The organism is Colwellia sp., assembly GCF_013215345.1.
GTDB lineage: Bacteria > Pseudomonadota > Gammaproteobacteria > Enterobacterales > Alteromonadaceae > Colwellia.
The window spans coordinates 29,986-51,845 of record NZ_JABSOV010000015.1; the positions used below are offsets into that span (position 1 = coordinate 29,986).

Here is a 21,860-nt window from a genome sequence, read left to right on the forward strand (position 1 = left end):
ACACTGGTCTAAAAAAAGAGGCAGAATAGTAAAGCTTAATAGAGCAATTGTCAATCATTTATGTGAGCTGTTTTCATAATGATCATTGGTTTTAAACTAGAGGATCATCGTGATCTTTATTGCTATTGGCAATTATATTCACAGTTTTATCACATTGCAGTTTAGCCATCTGAATAACTAATTCTGTGAAAAGCTCATTTAAAGAGAAAATCACCAATGAAAAGCATAGTTTTTTTTGTTGGTAATGTTGTATTATACGTAATATTAACAGTCTGTTAGCTGTATGTGAATGAAAAAAGTGTAGAATAGTTAAAAGTCAATATTGCACTTGTGGATAACTCAATAGATAATAGCCCTCAGAAAAATAATTACCTAGTAACTACTGGAGTTTTGGTTGGATCATTCCCCTTGGCAACGATGCCTCTCTGTTCTGCAAGAAGAATTGCCTGCTCAGCAATTTAGTATGTGGATCCGGCCCTTGCAGTGCGTTGTTAATGACAATGTTATGACGCTATATGCTCCTAATCGTTTCGTTCTTGATTGGGTGAGAGATAAATACGTCAATCGAATAAATGAACTTCTCACCATTAATGAAGCTAATAATCCATTATTGCTGCGTTTTGATGTTGGCAGTAAACCTGTTGTTAATAATAGTTCTATAGCCGCAAAAACTACTGGTAACGAAAGTCTGTTTGCTAAATCTGTTCTTGCTCCTCAAGTTGCAGAGCCTGAAAGTAATATACCTAAAAAAACCAATATTCGATTAAATTACACTTTTGATAATTTTGTTGAAGGTAAATCGAATCAACTTGCTCGTGCTGCGGCCTCGCAAGTTGCAGATAATCCTGGCACGGCCTACAACCCTTTATTTATATATGGTGGTACCGGCTTAGGTAAAACACATTTATTACATGCAGTTGGCAACGGTATTTTACTTAAAAATCCCAATGCTAAAATTGCTTATATGCATTCAGAACGTTTTGTCCAAGATATGGTTAGAGCATTACAAAATAATGCGATGGAAAAATTTAAACAATACTACCGATCAGTTGATGCATTACTCATTGACGATATTCAATTTTTTGCTGGTAAAGAGCGTACCCAAGAAGAGTTTTTCCATACGTTTAATGCTTTACTTGAGGGAAATCAACAAGTTATTTTAACTAGTGACCGTTATCCAAAAGAAATTAATGGTGTTGATGACAGGTTGAAATCTCGTTTTGGTTGGGGCTTAACTTTAGCCATTGAACCTCCAGAGCTTGAAACGCGTGTTGCTATTTTAAAACGTAAGGCGCAAGAGAGCCAAATCAATCTAGCAGATGAAGTTGCTTTTTTCATCGCTAAACGCTTACGCTCTAATGTTCGAGAATTGGAAGGGGCATTAAATCGTGTTATTGCGAACGCTAATTTCACTGGGCGTGCTATTACTATCGATTTCGTCCGTGAAGCATTACGTGATTTATTAGCACTACAAGATAAATTAGTGACTATCGATAATATCCAACGCACTGTTGCTGAATATTATAAAATTAAAATTGCGGATCTGTTATCAAAACGACGTAATCGTTCAGTTGCTCGACCTCGCCAAATTGCCATGGCATTATCTAAGGAATTAACTAACCATAGTTTACCTGAAATTGGTGATGCTTTTGGTGGCCGAGATCACACAACTGTTTTACATGCTTGTCGAAAAGTTAAATCTTTACGCGAAGAAACGCATGATATTAAAGAAGATTATTCTAATTTAATCAGAACACTTTCGTCTTAACCTTTGTATAAAATAAAAATACTAGCATTTAAGCAGGTAACAAAATGAAGTTTTCATTGAATAGGGAATTATTACTTAAACCATTATTATTGGTTTCTGGTGCCGTAGAGCGAAAAAGCACTTTACCCATTCTAAGTAATATACTTTTTGAAATAAGTGGTCAATCACTTACTCTGACAGCGACAGACTTAGAGTTAGAAATGGTTGCTTATGCAAATGTTGATAATCAAGGTGAAGATGGCAAACTTACTATCCCGGCCCGGAAATTATTAGATATTTGTAAAAGTTTACCTGATAACTCATTAATTTCTTTTGAGTCCATTGATGAAACGATAAAGTTATCGTCTGGTCGTAGTCGCTATTCGTTGTCAACGTTACCAGCGGTCGACTTTCCTAATATCGAGGAATGGCAGGGCGATGTTGAATTTCACCTGTTAAAGTCTGAATTTTTACGCCTAATTGAAAGTACACATTTCTCTATGGCCAACCAAGATGTGCGTTACTATTTGAATGGTATGTCCATTGAATGTGAAGGCAATGAAATTCGTTCAGTGGCTACCGACGGTCATCGCTTGGCTATCTGTAAAATTTCAAACGACACGCTCGCTTTACCTGCCAGACAAGTTATCGTACCGCGTAAAGGTATTTTAGAAATTATTCGTTTACTCGCTCCGGTTGATGAGTCAGTAAAAATATTCTTAGGCACTAACCATATACGTATTATTGATACTGAATTTTCTTTTACCAGTAAATTAGTCGATGGTCGTTTTCCTGATTATCGTCGTGTACTACCTCGTAATGGTGATAAGGTTTTTGAAACTAATAAGGATGCGTTACGCCAGGTACTTTCTCGTGCATCAATATTATCGAATGAAAAATTTAAAGGTGTACGTTTAAATTTCTCAGATACCAATTTGAAAATTACCGCCAATAATCCAGAACAAGAACAAGCCGAAGAAGAAATTGAAATTAACTTTCCTTACGGTGAATTAGAGATTGGCTTTAACGTGAGTTATGTACTTGATGTATTGAGTGCCATTAAAGATGAGAATGTGAAATTTACTTTAGCGGATGCAAACAGTAGTGTAGTTATCGAAGGTAGTAACAATGGCGAAGCGCTTTATGTTGTTATGCCGATGCGTTTATAGTTTTCAATAAAGTTATTATATCTACAGATGAGTGTTGCCAAACTTACAACTTATAATTTTAGGAATTTATCATCGGTAGCTATAGAACTTCACCCTAAGCTTAATTTCTTTGTTGGAGATAATGGCAGCGGTAAAAGTAGTTTACTTGAAGCTATCTTTTTTATTGGTCACGGAAAATCTTTTCGTACCACTAAGCTCGAGCATCTAGCAAGTTACGAGAGCGATAACTTTGTTGTCAGTATTAAAGATGATAATGATTTACAACTTGGTCTTAGTAAAAATATTGATTCAGGTGTTACGTTAATAAAGATTAACGGTGAGCGACATGCTAGATTATCTGAGCTAGCCAAAAATATAGCCGTACAAATAGTTACCCCTGAAAGTTTTAAGCTTTTTTTTGGTGGACCAAAAGAACGTCGGCGCTTTATTGATTTAGGTATGTTTCACGTGAAACATGACTTTTCCAAACAGTGGCGTGAATTTAACCGAGTGCTTAAGCAGAGAAATGCTTGTTTAAGAAATCACTTAGATAATTCGACCTTAAATTACTGGACAACTATTTTTTGTCAGTTGTCGGAAAGTGTTGCCCAGATAAGATCTAAATATGTAGCAGATTTAATTGCTGAACTGCCTTATTGGTTGGCTATATTATTACCTAATATAGCTGATAAAGTGACAGTGCAATATTTACAGGGTTGGCCACAAAAAAAGATTTTAACCGAAGCTCTACATGATAGTCATGAAAGAGAACAAACTTATGGTTACACCTTATATGGTGCACATAAGTTTGATGTGAAATTTCTTATTGCTAAACAAGCATTAGAAAGCCAACTTTCACGAGGACAACAGAAGTTGTTTTTATTGGCGTTAACATTTGCTCAAGCCAAATTGATTGCAAGAGTTAAGCGAGTAAAACCAATTTTACTTATTGATGATATAGGTGCTGAATTAGATAGTAAATCAAGGCATGCTTTATCAAATGCAACGAGTAAATTAGATTGCCAAGTGGTAATCACGGCAATAGAGGAAAGTGTTCTACAACCTTTTTTAAATGACCTTAGTGTTATTAATAACAAGGGTAGCGACAATAATAATTATCATATGTTTCACGTGAAACATGGTGTTATATTACCTGTGAATAATTCAGTAATGATTGAGTAGGCTAAAACTATGACAGTAGAAAATGAATATGGTTCGTCCAGTATTAAAGTACTAAAAGGACTTGATGCAGTACGAAAAAGACCTGGTATGTATATAGGTGACACGGATGATGGCACTGGTTTACATCATATGGTTTTTGAGGTTCTAGATAACTCAATCGATGAAGCATTAGCAGGGCATTGCTCTGAAATTGTGGTAACCATTCATTTAGATGGTTCAGTATCAGTGCTAGATGATGGCCGTGGTATTCCGACTGATATTCATCCAGAGGAAGGTATCTCTGCCGCTGAAGTTATTATGACTGTTTTACATGCCGGTGGTAAGTTCGGTGGTGAAGATTCAGGTTATAAAGTTTCCGGTGGTCTTCATGGTGTCGGTATTTCAGTGGTAAATGCCTTAAGCTCAAAACTTAAGTTAAACATTCGTCGTGGCGGTAAGTTGTATGAACAGTTTTATCATATAGGTGTAGCGGAAGCGCCACTGGCTGAAGTTGGTGTAAGTGATAAAACGGGTACTGAAGTTCGTTTCTGGCCAAGTACCGATACCTTTACTGATGTGTTATTTCACTATGATATTTTAGTTAAACGTATTCGTGAGTTATCTTTTTTAAATTCAGGTATTTCAATACGCTTAATTGATGAGCGAGAAGAAGGTAAAGAAGAGTTATTTTGCTACGAAGGTGGAATACAAGCCTTTGTTAATTATTTAAATACCAATAAAACAGCCGTTAACGACGAGATATTTTATTTTGATTTAGAGCGTGAAGACGGTATTATTGTTGAAGTAGCAATGCAATGGAATGATGGCTTTCAAGAAAGTATTCACTGTTTTACCAATAACATTCCTCAACGTGATGGTGGTACTCATCTAAGTGGCTTTAGAACGGCACTAACCAGAACACTTAACTCTTATATGTCTAAAGAAGGCCTTAATAAGAGTAAAAAAGGTGGTAATGAAATGAATGCTACGGGTGATGATGCCCGTGAAGGTTTAACTGCTGTTATTTCGGTTAAGGCTCCAGATCCAAAATTCTCGTCACAAACTAAAGATAAACTTGTTTCATCTGAAGTGAAAACTGCAGTAGAGCAAGCTATGGGTGAAAAACTAGGTGAATACCTATTAGAAAACCCTTCAATTGCACGTACCATCATTATGAAAATAGTTGATGCATCAAGAGCTCGTGAAGCTGCTCGTAAAGCTCGTGAAATGACCCGCCGTAAAGGCGTGTTAGATATTGCCGGTTTACCAGGTAAGCTAGCCGATTGTCAGGAAAAAGATCCAGCCTTATCCGAAATCTATATTGTGGAAGGAGACTCTGCTGGTGGCTCAGCCAAGCAGGGACGTAATCGTAAAAACCAAGCAATATTACCGTTGAAAGGTAAAATTCTTAACGTTGAGAAAGCGCGTTTTGATAAGATGATATCTTCTCAGGAAGTTGGCACGTTAATAACAGCACTAGGCTGTGGTATTGGCCGTGATGAATATAACCCTGAAAAATTACGCTATCACAGTATTATCATCATGACCGATGCCGATGTCGATGGCTCGCACATTCGTACTTTGTTATTAACATTCTTCTATCGTCAAATGCCAGAAATTATGGAACGTGGCCATATTTTTATTGCCCAGCCTCCGCTTTATAAAGTGAAAAAAGGTAAGCAAGAACGTTACATTAAAGATGATGAAGGTCTAACCGAGTACTTAACAACACTAGCACTCGACCATGCCTCAATTCATGTTAATGAAGATGCACCCGCTATATCTGGTGCTGGCTTAGAACAGTTAGTAAATCAATATCGCAAGACTATGGATATAGTTAAGCGCGTATCTAGACAGATGCCTGCTGATATTTTAGAAAAAATGATTTATAGCAGCACTATCACAGCGGAAGACTTCACTGACGAAGCTAAAGTGCAAGCGTGGACCAAAGATTTAATTACTCAACTAGAAAATCAAGATGGTAACGGCTCAATCTATAAAGCTGAAGTAAAGCATAATCTAGAGCGTAATATATATTATCCGAACTTTATTGTCAGACAGCATGGTATTGATAAAGAATACCATTGTAGTTATGAATTTTTACAATCAAAAGAGTTTGCTGCAATTATGTCACTAAACTCGGCAATTAATGGCTTGATGGAAGAAGGGGCTTACGTTAAACGTGGCGATAAAGTTAACCCTGTAGAAAGCTTTGATGAAGCTTTGACTTGGTTGATGGCAGAGTCTAAACGTGGTCAATACATACAACGTTATAAAGGGCTAGGGGAAATGAACCCTGAACAGCTTTGGGAAACTACCATGGATCCTGATACACGCCGTATGTTACAGGTAACTATCGAAGATGCCATTGCTGCGGATCAACTGTTTACTACTTTGATGGGTGATCATGTAGAACCGCGTAGGAAATTTATAGAAGATAATGCCTTAAGAGTTTCAAACTTAGATGTATAGTTATTGTTAAAGGTAAAACCAGATGCCCGGTCTTCATGTCCGGGCATTTTTGTAGGATAAATACTCTAAAAAAGCTATAATCGTCACAAGTAAAAAACGCAAGATAATTTCCCGCAAATATTATTTGCTCAATTAATCCGTTTGGCATTAAATAAGACAAAAGTGAATTAGAACACCATGACAACTTACAATAGTAAAACTTTTCAAGGCTTAATTTTGCAATTGCAAGATTACTGGTCACGTCAGGGTTGTGTATTAGTGCAACCTCTTGATATAGAAGTTGGGGCAGGTACCTTCCACCCAATGACTTTCTTACGCTCAATTGGTCCAGAGCCAATCAGCAGTGCCTATGTACAACCTTGCCGTCGCCCAACGGATGGTCGTTATGGTGAAAATCCAAATCGCTTACAGCATTACTATCAATTTCAAGTGATGTTAAAACCGTCTCCTAAGAACATACAAGAGCTTTATCTCAACTCATTAAAAGAGTTGGGTGTAGATCCGCTAGTACATGATATTCGCTTTGTCGAAGATAACTGGGAATCTCCGACATTAGGTGCTTGGGGCTTAGGCTGGGAAATTTGGCTTAATGGTATGGAGATCTCTCAATTTACTTACTTCCAGCAAGTGGGTGGCTTAGAGTGTACGCCTGTTACCGGCGAAATTACTTACGGCCTTGAACGCTTAGCTATGTACATTCAAAATGTCGATAGCATATATGATCTTGTTTGGACTGATGGCCCATTAGGGACTATCTATTACCGTGATATTTTCCATCAAAATGAAGTGGAGCAATCTACTTATAACTTTGAGCACGCAGATGTTGATGCGTTATTTAAGCAGTTTGATCAGTGTGAGAAAGACAGCCAAAAACTAATTGAAGCTAACTTACCATTGCCTGCTTATGAGCAAGTTATGAAGGCATCACATGCCTTTAACTTACTTGATGCTCGTCATGCAATATCTGTGACCGAACGTCAGCGTTATATCCTACGTGTACGTACGTTATCGAAAGCAGTTGCACAAGCTTACTACCAAAAGCGTGAAGAACTTGGCTTCCCACTATGTAAAAATAATGAAGCCAGTGCTAACAAAGCAGCAGCTAAAGGAGATAAATAATGACTACTGAAACACTCCTTATTGAACTTGGCACAGAAGAGTTACCACCAAAATCATTAAAAACATTAGCGACAGCTTTCTATGACAATATTAAAAGCCAGCTTGATAGCCATGATTTAGCCTATAGCGATATTAAATGGTTTGCTACCCCGCGCCGTTTAGCGGTACAAGTTTTTGATTTAGTTGACAAACAACAAGACAAAACCGTAGAGAAACGTGGGCCAGCAGTGAATGTTGCTTTTGATGAGGCCGGTAATGCGAGTAGAGCCGCACAAGGTTGGGCAAAATCTAATGGTATTGAAGTTGAGCAAGCTGAGCGTCTAGTAACAGATAAAGGTGAGTGGTTACTTCACCGCGCCACCGTAGCCGGTAAATCGGTTACCGAATTAGTACCTGCCATGGTAACTACAGCATTAAATAAACTGCCAATTGCTAAGCCAATGCGTTGGGGAGCTGAGCGTATTCAGTTTATTCGTCCTGTGCACACCTTAACTATGCTTTTTGGTAGTGAAATAATTGCCGGAGAAGCGCTTGGTGTCAGTTCAAGTAATCAAGTACAAGGTCATCGCTTTCATCATGAAGGTTTAGTAACCCTTAATCACGCCAATGATTACCAAACTGAGCTAGCCAAAGCTTATGTAGAAGTAGACTTTGAGCAAAGACAAAGCAAAATTGTTGCACAAATAAAACAAGTTGCTAAAGACATTGATGCTGTTGCCCTTATTGATGAAGAGTTACTAAACGAAGTCACAGCACTGGTTGAATGGCCTGTTACCTTAGTAGGCACATTTGATGAAGGTTTCTTAAATGTTCCTGCTGAGCCGTTAATATACTCGATGAAAGATCATCAGAAGTATTTCCCAGTAACCGATAAAAAAGGTCAATTGGTTAATAAGTTTATATTTGTTGCTAACATTGAATCTAAAGAGCCAAATACAGTGGTATTTGGTAATGAAAAAGTTATTCGTCCACGCTTAGCTGATGCTGAATTCTTCTTTAAAACAGATAAAAAGCAAAGCTTAGAATCAAGACTAGACAGCCTTGAGTCAGTATTGTTTCAAAAACAACTTGGTACATTGAAAGCAAAGTCTGAACGAATTGCGACATTATCTCAGTTCATTGCCGAGCAATTAAACGAGAATGCCCAAGATGCGTATCGTGCTGGTTTACTCAGTAAAACCGATTTGATGACCGATATGGTTTTAGAGTTTCCACAAGTGCAAGGCACTATGGGTAAGTACTATGCATTACATGATGGTGAAAATGAAAATATTGCCCAAGCATTGGAAGATCAATACCGTCCACGCTTTGCTGGTGATACTTTACCTGAAGCTAATATTGGCTGTGCAGTTGCCATCAGTGACAAGATTGATACCTTAGTAGGCATCTTTGGCATTAATCAGGCACCTAAGGGGGATAAAGACCCATTTGCGCTACGAAGAGCTGCCATAGGTAGTATCCGTATCATTATCGAAAAGCAGCTGGATTTAGACCTATCTACATTGATTAACAAAAGTATCGAATTATTCGGTGATAAATTAGTTAATGATAATACCGCCAGCGATGTGCTTGATTTTATTATGGGTCGCTTCCGCGCCTTCTATCAAGAGCAGGGCATCAGTGTTGATGTTATCCAAGCGGTATTAGCGAAAAAGCCAAGTGCGCCACTTGATTTTGATAAACGCATTAAAGCGGTAACCTTCTTTAGGGAATTACCAGAAGCGGCAACACTTGCTGCGGCAAATAAGCGTGTTGGTAATATCTTAGCTAAATTTGATGGTAAGCTTTACGATGCCTTCAATACAGATTTAGCAAGCGAACAAGCTGAGCAATATCTAGCAAACATCTTCCAAGAGATAAGTTTGCAAGTAACGCCGTTAATGGCTGATAAAAACTACCAAGCAGCACTTAGCGAGTTAGCACAGCTTAAGGCGCCAATAGACACCTTCTTTGATAACGTAATGGTGATGAGTGATGATGAAGCGGTTAAAATTAACCGTTTAACTTTGCTGAATGAAATTAGAAATAGTTTCTTTGCTATCGCTGATATATCAGTGCTCCAGTAATGAGGTAAGCTAAAAATAGTGATAAAAGGTCATGGCAACATGGCCTTTTTTTATGCCTAAAATTTGATATCGACTAATATTAACAAATGGCAGTTAAAATTTGAGCTAGATCAACAACAAGAATACAGATAGGCGTAAGGTGAATATAAGAGCTGATATAAAGACAGACCAATAAGGAGCTACTAATGCCAAGCAAAGAGATATCGATATTATTGGAAAACAAAAAAACACAGCTAACCAAGCGAATTGCTGCTATAGAAGCTGATTTTCATAAGGGCAGATCACAGGACTTTTCCGAACAAGCAACTGAAACCGAAAATGATGGTGTCCTCGATGAAATACATCATGAAGCTAAGTTAGAACTAAGCTTGGTTAAATCCGCATTACAACGCATAGAGGAAGGTTTATATGGCCATTGTGCCGAGTGTGATGAACTTATTAACCCTGACAGGTTATCGGCATTACCCTATACAACTAAGTGTATTAACTGTGCACTTTAAACCGATTTTTTAAATAACTTTTGGAGCAGAGAAACATGATTTATACCACGAAGTTAACCGCATAGAGCAAGGTGTTGAGAACACCAGTGATCTTTATTTAGATGGAAGAAAGAAGCAAAGGCTTAAACTAAAAGATGAACTATTTGTTATGCTGAAAAAAGTCCAAGTTCCCGCATAGCGGTAGTTAAACAAGTAAAATAGCTTCATAAAGAAATCCCCATGCCTTAAACGAGATTGGGGATTTCTTTTATGAAACTTTTACTAAATATTATAAAGGTCTTGGAAGAAGCGTTGTGCGCGGGGCATATAATAATTATCGTAATCAACAGAAAAGGCAATTGCTGTGGCCTTGCCTCGTAACTCATGATGAGGGACAAAGCCATAAACACGAGAGTCTGCACTATGACGACGATTGTCACCTAACACCAAATAATGTCCTGCAGGTACTTTTATTGCGGTAAAGTTACTCAGCCTATTACTGGCGTTGTTATCAATACTTACCCGATGTTGGATGGCTCCTAAGTTTTCTGTTGCTGTGATTACTGCTGGTGAGCCTTGCGGTAATTTGATTTTACGCGAAGGTTTAAAAGCTAGCTGCTGGCCGTTGATTTTAAGTACTTCATCAGTCATTGAGACGATATCACCAGGTAGACCCACGACACGTTTAATTAATCTAAGATCAGCCGCTTTCGATTCAAATACTACTATCTCACCACGTTGTGGAGTATTAATAGAAATTAATGTTATATCAGTGAACGGTAGCCGTAAGTCGTAAGCCATTTTATTCACCACTATGCGGTCACCGACTTGAATGGTGGGTTGCATTGAGCCGCTAGGCACTGAATACCAGTCAGCAACCGCACTACGAAATACCGACATTAATAAAATAAACAGCAGAAGCTGCTTATTGCTTTGTAGCAGGGAAAGAAACTTATTATTACTAGGTTTTACCATTTTGTTTTACTCCATGTATGTATTAGCTGTCCCGTTTAAGGCAGTACAGTTAAGAGAAAGTTCCGTGTGGAAATACTTACTTACAACTTGGTAATAAAAAGTTAAGTGCTTGTTAGTTTTTTTTTATAACATAGAGAAAAGGCAGAGTATCGGTCTGCTTGGCCAGCAGTTCATGTTCCATAAAACGACAAAAGCTTGGAATATCTCTAGCGGTAGAAGGGTCATCACATTTTATTAATAAAGTTTCGCCGCTAGCAATTTTTCTAATATTCATACGTACCATCATTACGGGCTCTGGGCAGCGTAGTCCGATAGCATCGAGGGTATGATCCGTTTGTTGAAAAATAGTTAGAGGCATAACACATACATTATTAAAATTAGTTAAAAAAGAATTATACCTTATTCAACCAATTCGACATAAGAAATAAAGTAAATACGACTTTGAAAAGTTTAGCTTCAACTATACTCAAACTATCGTAATAAGTTAGAAAAACGATGAAAGTTTTCCGCATAAATTTAAATGCCGACTCCTGAGGTGCCAGTGAAAAATACAGTTAAAATTTTACTCTTGTCTGCTTTTACCTTTGCCTCGATAAATATGTCTAAAGCAAATGACAGCCTGAAAATAATGACAGATATCGGCCAGCAAAAAACCTTTCTAAAAGCCGAGAAACTCTTAGCAATAAGCTATTCTCAGCAATATAAAAATCTCTATAACCAATTGTATTACTACCCATTGCAACCTTACTTAGACCAACAACGCCTAAGAGAAACCATGCAGTTGTCATCTGCAGATGAAATTGCGATTTTTTTAGAAAAATATAGAGATTCACCATTAGATTGGCCACTTAGAAAGGCGTGGTTAAGGTATTTAGCAAAAAAAAATAAAGGTACACTCTTTCTCGAGTTTTACAAAAAAACTAGTAATACCGCGTTGACCTGTCAAAAGCTACAATTCTCATTAGCGGCGGGTATGCCAGCAAGTGTGGTGCTACCCCAAGTAACAAAATTATGGCTAGTGGGTAAGTCGTTAGATAAAGTTTGTGACCCACTAATTAAGCAGTGGCAACAAGCTGGCTATAGAACCGATGATATTGTCTGGCAGCGGATAACTTTAGCGGCTGATGGCGGTAAACATTCATTAATCCCTTATTTAACCGGGCTTCTTCCTAAAGAGCAGCAATACTTGGGGCTATTATGGCATCAAGTAAGGCGTGATCCGGCAAAAGTGGCACGCCAAGATAAGTTTATTAAAAAATCGGCCAAAGAGAGTCAAATTTATACTTATGGTATTAGGCGTTTAGTGTGGCGCGATCCCAATAAAGCATTGGCGAGTTATAAACAGGCGCAGCAAGATTTTAGCTTTTCAGCAAGCCAAAGCCAGAAAATAACAGAGAAGTTTGCAGTTGCTTTAGCCAGTAAAAACCACCCTCTAGCACGAGTTTGGTTGGAAAAATTAGATCCGGTAAATGTAGAGCCTAGTATTATGCAATGGCAGTTAACAGAGGTATTGAAGCAGCAAAATTGGTATTTAGTATTGCAAGAGCTAGCAATAATGGCGGGAAAATATAAAACAAAGCTACAGTGGCAGTATTGGTATGCAAGGGCGCTGATAGGTACTGGTGAATTGGAACGTGGTCAAGACGTTATGAGTGAGCTAGCCACTAAACGTCATTATTATGGTTTCCTAGCGGCAAGTTATTTAGAAACACCGGTCAGTTTACAAAATAGTCCATTAGCGATCACTAGCCAGGAAAAAAATGGTGTATTGTTGCACCCAGCAGCGAAGCGGGCTTTTGAATTTTACTACTTAGGTCGTTATGTTGAGGCGCGTAGAGAATGGCGTTATTGGCTTAGGCAGCTAAATTATCGGGAAAAGCTGGTTGCAGCAAAATTAGCTAATGAAAATGGCTGGTTTGACCGCGCTATTTTTACTTTAGCTCAGGTCGGTTATTTAAATGATGTCGAGTTACGCTTCCCAAAAGCCTTTGACAAGAAAATTAACCAACATGCACAACTGCAGGAAATAAACCCTGCTTGGGCTTTTGCTATAGCCAGACGTGAAAGTTCGTTTATGACCGATGCTCGCTCACCCGTAGGAGCGAAGGGCTTGATGCAATTAATGCCTAATACCGCCAAACAACTTAAGCGCGGCAGTCTCAGTCGACAATATCTTTACAATGCCGAGAACAATATCCAACTTGGGACAAAATATTTACGCAAGTTACTTGATAAAAACAAAGGAAATCAAATTCTTGCAACTGCATCTTATAATGCAGGTCCTTATAGGGTTAAAAAATGGCTAAAAAATACTAGTGCCATGCCCGCCGATATTTGGATAGAAACGATCCCGTTTAAAGAAACACGAAACTATGTAAAAAGCGTATTAGCATATCAAGAGATTTATCAGCACCAGCCGGGGCAGGTTAGTCGCGTTTTTGAGCAAGTGATTAATATGAATATTGGTGATTAATTAACGCATAGCTTTCAGCTAAAAATTGCAAAGTTTTATCCACAAATTGGGAATATTTAGCTAGAGTGTTTCTTCTGTCAATAACCAGGCCTACTAGGGATATGCTATCATGAGGTAAATTTCTTGATGGCCGTCTTTCGGAGACCGAATATATGACAACACTTAATACTAAGTTGGCTAGCCAATATCCAGCTCATATTACCCAATTACAACAGATGACTAAAGCCGTACTGGCACGTGAAAACTTAGAAGGTTTAGTTATTCATTCAGGGCAAGAAATTAAGGCTTTTCTCGATGATAACTGTTATCCATTTAAGGTAAATCCACACTTTAAATATTGGTTACCATTAATTGATATTGCAAACTCTTGGTTGGTGGTTAATGGTGAAGATAAACCGACACTGATCTATTATCAACCCGTGGACTTTTGGCATAAAATAACTCCGTTAAATGAAAGCTATTGGGATGAATATTTTAATATTAAGATTTTAACCAACGCCAGTGAAGTTGATAAGTTACTGCCTTATGACAAAAAGGGCTTTGCCTATATTGGTAGTCATGTTGAAGTTGCCACGGCATTAGGCTTTGAAGCTATTAATCCGGAACCGTTACTTAACTACATCCATTATCATCGTGGTTATAAAAGTAAATATGAACACGAGTGTCTGCGTCAATCTAATGTTTTAGCGGTAAAGGCACATCAGGCAGCGCGTAATGCTTTTTTCCAAGGTGATAGTGAGTATGATATTCAGCAGGCTTACCTTAAGTCTATCGGTTATGGTACTAACGATACGCCATACGGAAATATTGTCGCGCTAAATAAAAACTGCTCAATTTTGCACTATATGTCTTTAGATAAAGTGACTCCACAAGTACATCAATCATTTCTTATTGATGCTGGTGCAAACTTTAACGGTTATGCAGCAGATATTACCCGTACCTATTCATATAAAAATGATAAGTTTGCCGAGCTAATTGCTCGTATGGATCAATTGATGCTTAATGCCGTATCAGGATTAAAACCTGGCGTAAGTTATGTTGACCTTCATATTGAAACACACAGAGCCATTGGCCAAGTTTTACGTGATTTTAACTTTATCAATGTTGATGCTGATACAGCCGTTGAGTCGGGCATTATTTCTACCTTCTTTCCACATGGCTTGGGCCATCATTTAGGCCTACAAGTTCATGATGTTGGTGGTTTTATGGCTGATGAACGAGGCACTCATGTTAATACACCCGCTAGCCATCCATTCTTACGTACTTCTCGTACGATCGAAGCCAATCAGGTGTTTACCATTGAACCAGGTCTATATTTTATTGATTCATTGTTGGCAGATTTAAAAGCGTCGGCTAATGCTGATCAAATTAATTGGCAAAATGTTGATGAAATGCGCTGTTTTGGTGGTATTCGTATTGAAGATAATATTATTGTCCACCAGTCTCACAATGAAAATATGACTAGAGATTTAGACTTAAGCTAGGCTTAATTAAAGCAAATCAATCTTAGATAAGTAACAAGCTATTGTGACTCCGTCCTTTCCTATCGCGATTAATAATGTCGAAGATGAACTCATTGTTAATCGCAGTCGTTTTATCTGCTATTTACGCCCCTGTGGGGATATAGCCGAAGCAAAAGCCATGCTCAAAGAGCTACAAAAACTTCATCCGCAAGCTAGCCATCATTGCCATGCATTTTTAACTAAAGCGGCGGATGATAGCCAAGGCTATGGCTTTTCGGATGACGGTGAACCGAGCGGAACGGCTGGAAAACCTATGTTATTAGCCTTGCAAGGTGGTGGTATAGGTCAAGTTTGTGCGGTTGTTGTCCGGTATTTTGGTGGCACTAAATTAGGTACGGGTGGATTACAAAGGGCATATGGTGGCAGTGTTCGCCAAGCCATAGCATTTTTGCAGTCAAAAATTAAAATAGCTATGGTGCACAAAACCTTAGCATGTCAATATAGCCAAGTAGATGATGTTTTGCATTTACTTAGGCAAGTTGAGGGTCAAGTAATCACTCAAGACTACCAACAAACAGTCATTTTTACACTCGCCATTCCAAACCAAAAATTGGCTTTAATGCAGGATAAGTTACACACATTGTCATCCGGACAATTACAGTTATACAAAACGGATTAATAAATTAGTCCGATTGGTATTAACCACTCTCGAACAATAAAGCGAACAAGAAAAATAAAACGTGCAATATAAAAATATTATCCGAATTCTAGGCTTATTGGTTGCGTTACTGAGTGTGACCATGCTGCCGCCGGCATTAATTTCATTAGTCTATCGCGATGGCGGTGGCTTATCTTTTCTTCTGGCTTTTCTTTGGTGTCTCGGCACCGGGTTCTTGGCTTGGTATCCTTACCGTTATGAAAAAACCGATCTTAAAGCGAGGGAGGGATTTTTAATTGTCGTGCTCTTTTGGTTAGTCTTAGCCAGTTTCTCCGCTATTCCGCTGATGCTGTTAGATCAACCTAACCTGTCGATCACTGATGCTTTCTTTGAATCCTTTTCCGGGTTGACGACCACAGGGGCAACTATTTTAAATCACATTGATGATTTACCCCACGCGGTTTTATGGTATCGCCAGCAATTACAGTGGTTAGGAGGTATGGGGATAATCGTTTTAGCTGTTGCCGTATTACCCATGCTCGGTATTGGTGGTATGCAGTTATATCGCGCTGAAACACCAGGACCAGTGAAAGATTCAAAAATGACGCCTCGTATTGCCGATACCGCAAAGCACTTGTGGTATATTTATCTAGGCTTAACTATTGCTTGTGCGTTTGCTTATTGGCTTGCCGGTATGTCGGGCTTTGATGCAATTTGCCATGCTTTTTCCACAATTGCTATTGGTGGATTTTCTACTCATGATGCCAGTATGGGTTACTTTAATAGCCCTGCGATCAATTTAGTCTGTGTTAGCTTCTTACTTATTGCCGGGGTGAACTTTGCCTTGCACTATGCGGCAGTACAAAATAGATCACTGAAAAACTACTTCTTTGACCCTGAGTTTAAAGTATTTATCGGCATTCAAGTGGTGTTGGTTTTGATTTGTTTTACTGTGTTAATAAGCACTGGCACCTATCAAGATGCCGACCAAGCACTCGACCAAGCACTGTTTCAATCAGTCTCTATTAGTACCACGGCGGGATTTACCACAACCTCATTTGCTGATTGGCCAACGTTATTACCTATGTTACTTATTTTTTCGAGTTTCATTGGTGGCTGTGCCGGTAGTACCGGTGGCGGTATGAAGGTTGTACGTGTGGTACTACTTTATTTACAAGGTCTTCGAGAGTTAAACAAGTTGGTTCATCCTAGAGCAATCTTCAGTATTAAGTTAGGTCGAAAAGTTTTACCTGATCGCGTAGTTGAGGCAGTATGGGGGTTCTTTTCTGCTTATGCTGCAGTGTTTGTCATTTGTATGTTATTGCTACTTGCGGCTGGCATGGATAACGTCACCGCCTTTACCGCTGTTGCCGCTTGTATCAATAATCTTGGTCCAGGACTTGGGGAAGTGGCTGCTAACTTCTCAACGATTAATGATATGAGTAAATGGGTATTAATCATGGCAATGTTGTTTGGCCGCTTAGAGATATTTACCCTATTAGTTTTATTTACCCCTGCATTTTGGCGCACATAACGTTCAGGCGTCCATCAGTAAAGTGGTTGTATATACATATTTAGAATACGTATATACAAGCTTAAATATTTACCTGAAATTACTACCACTTATAACTAAAAGCAATCCAGCCTTGGGTGTCTGAACTATCATTCTCTGGGTTTACCTGGGCTACTCCATAATTAATAGCTAAATTAGTTAAACCAGTAAAACCAAAGTTATTACTGAAAGAGCCTTTAACCCCATAGCTATCGATAACGGCTTGTTCAGCCATTTTATGTCGAGTATAAAACACTTCAACAATGCCTAATGGCAAGTAAGCTTGATAAGCTTGATAGTCATTGGCCGCTTGGCGATAAAAGGCTAATTCAGGGGATAATTGCTTATTTAAGTGAGCTTTTTCTTGAATTAAGGTTGAAGAGTAACCGCCTAAACTGAGTATATCGCCGGCATCCTCAGAGCGTTGTGCCCACAAGTAATTAAACCCTAGGCCAAAACCATGTATATGCGCGCTTAAGTTAACTAGGCCATTACTACCGTTATAACTGCCATCATTACCATTGATTTCGGCTAGCTCATCCTGAGCGATGATTAGCTGGGCATTTATTGCTTGTGATATGCCCCAGCTTTGTTGCTCATGCGACCAGCTTTGTTCAATTCCGAGTGAAATTGATTGGCTAGAAAAGTTAACATGCTGGCTGTTTTCAAAGCTTGAAGCTTGCACTTGGGCAAAGATATCAACCGCAAATGTTTCTACGCTATACGGGTAACGCGCTTCGAGAAACAAGCCTTTTTCAGTGGTTTTACCTAGGGCTAATGCTTGGCTATCTTGTTGATCTGTTTTTAAGTTAATTAGGTAGCTGTGGGCAAGTAATTTAACAGGCCAGCCTTGCCAGCGTATTGCGGTCGAGGCTCCAGAGATAATATTGCTAAAAACATCTTGGCTAGCGTTTACTTGCCAATCAAATCGCGACAGCACATCGCCAGATTTATAACCTACTTCAAGCATACTACTACTGGCAGAATAAATGCTCTCAGCCAGGGTTATTGTTCCTTGTTGAGGGCCTATGCCATAAGTTGATTGTTCGCCAATGCTTTCATCTATAACAGTACTTGCCTCAGCTAGCTTTATGTTGCCGGCTAAATCATTGGTGATTGCTGAGCTTATGGTAGTGTTGATGATTACTTGTTTATTGGCTTTGCTTAAATCAAGTTGATAAACATCGGGCCCTTGAGCATTAATGGCTAAATGCAGTAATTCATTATCGCCTTTTATCATAGGCCATGTTATGACTTGTTCACCAGAAGTGACAGCAGATAAGGTTTGCTTAGAAAAATCATATTGATATAAGCGGGTTGCACTATCTAAACCGGCAACAAAATATAGCAATTGTCCATCTGTAGACCATTCAGGGAAAGAAAGAAATTGGTAATTTTCAGGTAAGGGTACTATTTTCTCTTGAGCGCTATCAAGTTGGCGAACTTTTAATTGCCATTTATTGTTTAAACTTGAACTGACATAAGCAAAGCTTTTAGACGGTGAGCCATCAATAGTTGGTCTAAGTCGCGGAAAATCATAGACTTGCTCGAGGCTTTTTGCTGTTAATTCAGCGGTTACTTCGCCTAATGAATCAGGATCTAAACTTACTTTTACTAATTGTGAATAGCCAGCACGGCTTCGCTCAGCAATGATAAATTGACCATTTTTGCTAATATCGAAGCGACGTATGTTAGCGCTAGTTGTTAACTGCTTTATGGTATTGCTCGGTAAATGCCAAGAAAAAATATCTTGATGGTAGCTATATTTATCCGCTAAGCTGCTTGCCCCATAAACTAGCGTGTCATTATCGAGCCAGCGTGGATTTTTAATGCCACGGTTATTTCTTTGGTTTAAGGTATAGGCAACTTCTCTCTTAAAAACACTCGGTGCTTTATCGGCAATATCTTGCGGATCGTCGGCTAATAGCTCCTTAGTATTTTTGCTGAATTTCTCAGCGGCTTCGGTATTGTCACTGGTTTTATATACTTCTAGTTTAGTGGTTTTACCTTCATCGTTCCTTTGCGTTTCAACGATGGCGAGGTAATCACCTTGCGGGCTTAAACTTGCATCACTGACATAGCCAGATAAGTCTAACCATAACTTCGAACGACTATCCTCGCTACTGCAAGCACTTAATTGCGCCTCATGTTGCATGGCTTTATAGGTGTATTCAGCAACAAAGCGCTGATAGAGGTTTTTGGCTGTGTCAGGAAATACGCCTTTAAAGGCTTGTTCGAAATCACGTTGTTCAACGGCAGACCAACGCGTCCAAACAGCATCAAGAGTTTCTTCACCGTAATTTTCTTCTAACCACTGTAAATAACGGACACCGACTAAATAAGCCATAGAGCCAGACATGAAGCTATCATCGCCTTCATTGAGTTGCTTATAGCTGGGTAAGGCGCCTTGGCGAGCAAACTGTTGAATGATAGCTTCAACATGGTTGTTGAATAAGCGACCTCGGCCGGTGAGCTTGGACTCCAGTAAAGTGGCGTAACCTTCACTAACCCAGCGCTCACCATTAATTTGCGACGCATCAAAAAGATCGTACCAATTAGCTAGGCTGTTACGCCATTTACTGCGACTTTTTTGCGCCAAATGCACTAGATGCACATATTCATGTAATACCAGTAATTGCTGCCAACCGCTAGAATTGGCAATAATGCTGTCTGATTGTGCGGGAGTGGTAAACAAAGCCATATAAGGTCGATGACTTAACGGCAGGGCAAAGCCATTGGCTGCATTATAGGGATCGATAATATAAGCATCTACTTTTTCCGTTAATACTCGACCTTGTTGGTCTTTGATTAATTGGCGGACAACTTCCATTTCTCTGGCACTTGATAAAGCCCATTGGCGATACTCTGGAGTGAAGTGCACACGAAAGTTTGTAGTTTCAAATGTTTGCCAATCTTGAGCACTATCAACTAATTCAGCTTGGCTAGTAAAGGCTGTACTGGTTAAAGCTAAGGTAATAGCTGCGAGTACTTTAGATACTTTCATAAAAATCCTTTTAAATTTGAGTTTTGTCTGATGTTTTTCTATAGGGTGAGAATGGGAAAGTAATATGTTCAGGTTATATAAGGGGATTATTACAGCTAATCAAGCTAAGGATAAGTGATTAGCTGTAAGTAATTATGTCAAAAAAGAGAGGCTTAAAAATAAATAGCACTGACTTGAAATAGTTTTTCAATATCATAGATATAACGCTTGTTAACTAAAAACAGTATTACGTGGTCTTCTTCGTGTATTAAGGTATTTGAGTGGGCTATAAGTACTTCACTACCGCGAACAACCGCGCCGATAGTCGCTCCGGGAGGTAGCTTAATATTTTTAATGGCTCTGCCAACAACTTTAGAAGACTTTTCATCCCCTTTGGCAACTATCTCTATCGCTTCTGCCGCACCACCGCGTAGGCTATAAACATTATCGATTGCGCCACGTCTTACATGGGTTAACAGCGCCGAGATGGTTGCTTGCTGTGGTGAAATGGCAATATCAATAGTGCTGCCATGGACTAAGTCTATGTATGCATCGCGCTGAATAAGCACCATGGTTTTACGTACACCAAGTCGTTTAGCCAACAATGATGACATGATATTGGCTTCATCATCATTGGTAACTGCAATAAAAATATCAAATTGGTCAATATTTTCTTCCATAAGTAGTTCTTGATCAGAAGAGTCACCATGAAAAACCAAAGTATCATTGAGTTCAGACGTTAATTGTTCGGCACGTTTTTGTGAGCGTTCAATAAGTTTTACTTGATGATCTTTTTCTAGAATCCTTGCTAATCCTGCGCCAATGTTACCGCCACCGGCAATCATAATGCGCTTATAGGCAGGTTCTAGCTTTTGTAATTCATTCATCACCGCTCTAATATGAATACTAGCGGCAATAAAAAACACTTCGTCATCTGCTTCAATAACTGTTGTGCCAAGCGGACGAATAGGCTTACCGTTGCGATAAATTGCTGCTACTCGAGTATCAACATTAGGAATGTGATCTCTTAATGCTGACAGCGCATGGCCAACCAGTAAACCACCATAGTAGGCTTTTACCGCAACTAGACTTACTTTTCCATCAGCAAATTCTAATACTTGCAGTGCACCTGGGTAATCAATTAAGCGGGCAATATCTCGAGTCACCAGTTGTTCAGGCGCAATAATATGATCAACAGGAATGTGTTTTTTATGAAAAAGTTGCTCAGAGTATTTTAATATATCATTAGAGCGGATACGGGCAATTTTTTTCGGTGTGTTAAATAATGACGAGCAAATTTGGCAAGTGATCATATTAGTGGCATCGTCACTGGTAACCGCAATGACCATATCGGCATCTTCAGCGCCGGCTTGTTTTAATACATCAGGATGGCAACCTTGGCCAATAACAACTTGCAAGTCCATTTTATCCTGTAACTCGCGTAATTTCTCACCATCAATATCAACAATCGATATTTCATTATTCTCGCCAACAAGGTTTGCAGCTAAAGTACCGCCAACTTGTCCTGCACCCACTATGATTATTTTCATGTGTTACTTTTCTG

The 21,860-nt window shown here is 38.9% G+C and carries 16 protein-coding genes; 12 read left to right on the forward strand and 4 right to left on the reverse strand.

The genetic code is table 11. The features are described 5' to 3' along the window. Nucleotides 1-394 precede the first annotated feature (394 nt). The 8 genes from dnaA (at nucleotide 395) to HRT50_RS03180 (ending at nucleotide 10,391) form a co-directional block, all read left to right on the forward strand. Nucleotides 395-1,768 carry a chromosomal replication initiator protein DnaA gene (dnaA, locus tag HRT50_RS03145; RefSeq protein WP_291611239.1) on the forward strand — a complete coding sequence of 458 codons (1,374 nt, stop codon included), beginning with the start codon at nucleotides 395-397 and terminating at the stop codon, nucleotides 1,766-1,768. 44 nt (nucleotides 1,769-1,812) lie between these two features. Next, nucleotides 1,813-2,916 carry a DNA polymerase III subunit beta gene (gene dnaN, locus HRT50_RS03150; protein ID WP_291611241.1) on the forward strand — a complete coding sequence of 368 codons (1,104 nt, stop codon included), beginning with the start codon at nucleotides 1,813-1,815 and terminating at the stop codon, nucleotides 2,914-2,916. A gap of 27 nt (nucleotides 2,917-2,943) precedes the next feature. Then, nucleotides 2,944-4,077: a DNA replication/repair protein RecF gene (gene recF, locus HRT50_RS03155; RefSeq protein WP_291611243.1), complete on the forward strand. Its 1,134-nt coding sequence runs from the start codon at nucleotides 2,944-2,946 to the stop codon at nucleotides 4,075-4,077. Between the two features lie 9 nt (nucleotides 4,078-4,086). Continuing rightward, nucleotides 4,087-6,528, forward strand: coding sequence for a DNA topoisomerase (ATP-hydrolyzing) subunit B (gene gyrB / locus HRT50_RS03160; RefSeq protein WP_291611245.1), 2,442 nt, complete (start codon nucleotides 4,087-4,089; stop codon nucleotides 6,526-6,528). Between the two features lie 177 nt (nucleotides 6,529-6,705). After that, nucleotides 6,706-7,647 (forward strand): glycine--tRNA ligase subunit alpha, encoded by a 942-nt coding sequence (gene glyQ / locus HRT50_RS03165; protein WP_291611247.1) that lies wholly within the window; start codon nucleotides 6,706-6,708, stop codon nucleotides 7,645-7,647. After that, the gene (gene glyS, locus HRT50_RS03170) at nucleotides 7,647-9,713 is read left to right on the forward strand and encodes a glycine--tRNA ligase subunit beta (RefSeq protein WP_291611249.1); all 2,067 of its coding nucleotides are present in this window, start codon (nucleotides 7,647-7,649) and stop codon (nucleotides 9,711-9,713) included. Before glyQ ends, glyS begins: the two co-directional genes overlap by 1 nt. A 185-nt stretch (nucleotides 9,714-9,898) precedes the next feature. Further along, a complete protein-coding gene (locus HRT50_RS03175; RefSeq protein WP_291611252.1) occupies nucleotides 9,899-10,213 on the forward strand; it encodes a TraR/DksA C4-type zinc finger protein in 315 nt (104 codons plus the stop codon). 13 nt (nucleotides 10,214-10,226) lie between these two features. Next, nucleotides 10,227-10,391, forward strand: a complete 165-nt coding sequence (locus tag HRT50_RS03180) for a DUF465 domain-containing protein (protein ID WP_291611299.1) — start codon at nucleotides 10,227-10,229, stop codon at nucleotides 10,389-10,391. An 83-nt stretch (nucleotides 10,392-10,474) separates the two neighbouring features. Here the strand turns inward: HRT50_RS03180 and lepB are convergent, their stop codons facing one another. After that, nucleotides 10,475-11,167 carry a signal peptidase I gene (lepB, locus tag HRT50_RS03185; protein ID WP_291611253.1) on the reverse strand — a complete coding sequence of 231 codons (693 nt, stop codon included), beginning with the start codon at nucleotides 11,165-11,167 and terminating at the stop codon, nucleotides 10,475-10,477. Nucleotides 11,168-11,279: 112 nt separating this feature from the next. Further along, on the reverse strand, nucleotides 11,280-11,525 hold the full coding sequence (tusA, locus tag HRT50_RS03190; protein WP_291611255.1) for a sulfurtransferase TusA: 246 nt from the start codon (nucleotides 11,523-11,525) through the stop codon (nucleotides 11,280-11,282). Nucleotides 11,526-11,708: 183 nt separating this feature from the next. Between tusA and HRT50_RS03195 the strand changes: the two genes are divergently transcribed. The 4 genes from HRT50_RS03195 (at nucleotide 11,709) to HRT50_RS03210 (ending at nucleotide 17,295) form a co-directional block, all read left to right on the forward strand. Continuing rightward, nucleotides 11,709-13,640 (forward strand): lytic transglycosylase domain-containing protein, encoded by a 1,932-nt coding sequence (locus HRT50_RS03195; RefSeq protein ID WP_291611257.1) that lies wholly within the window; start codon nucleotides 11,709-11,711, stop codon nucleotides 13,638-13,640. A gap of 152 nt (nucleotides 13,641-13,792) precedes the next feature. Then, a complete protein-coding gene (gene pepQ, locus HRT50_RS03200) occupies nucleotides 13,793-15,124 on the forward strand; it encodes a Xaa-Pro dipeptidase (RefSeq protein ID WP_291611259.1) in 1,332 nt (443 codons plus the stop codon). A 43-nt stretch (nucleotides 15,125-15,167) separates the two neighbouring features. Next, nucleotides 15,168-15,782, forward strand: a complete 615-nt coding sequence (locus HRT50_RS03205; RefSeq protein WP_291611261.1) for a YigZ family protein — start codon at nucleotides 15,168-15,170, stop codon at nucleotides 15,780-15,782. Between the two features lie 61 nt (nucleotides 15,783-15,843). Further along, nucleotides 15,844-17,295, forward strand: a complete 1,452-nt coding sequence (locus HRT50_RS03210) for a TrkH family potassium uptake protein (protein WP_291611263.1) — start codon at nucleotides 15,844-15,846, stop codon at nucleotides 17,293-17,295. 82 nt (nucleotides 17,296-17,377) lie between these two features. On the opposite strand, the gene HRT50_RS03215 is transcribed toward HRT50_RS03210, so the two are convergent. Both HRT50_RS03215 and trkA read right to left on the reverse strand, forming a co-directional pair. Continuing rightward, the gene (locus HRT50_RS03215; RefSeq protein ID WP_291611265.1) at nucleotides 17,378-20,317 is read right to left on the reverse strand and encodes a hypothetical protein; all 2,940 of its coding nucleotides are present in this window, start codon (nucleotides 20,315-20,317) and stop codon (nucleotides 17,378-17,380) included. A gap of 152 nt (nucleotides 20,318-20,469) precedes the next feature. Next, nucleotides 20,470-21,846 carry a Trk system potassium transporter TrkA gene (gene trkA, locus HRT50_RS03220; protein ID WP_291611267.1) on the reverse strand — a complete coding sequence of 459 codons (1,377 nt, stop codon included), beginning with the start codon at nucleotides 21,844-21,846 and terminating at the stop codon, nucleotides 20,470-20,472. Nucleotides 21,847-21,860: the final 14 nt, after the last annotated feature.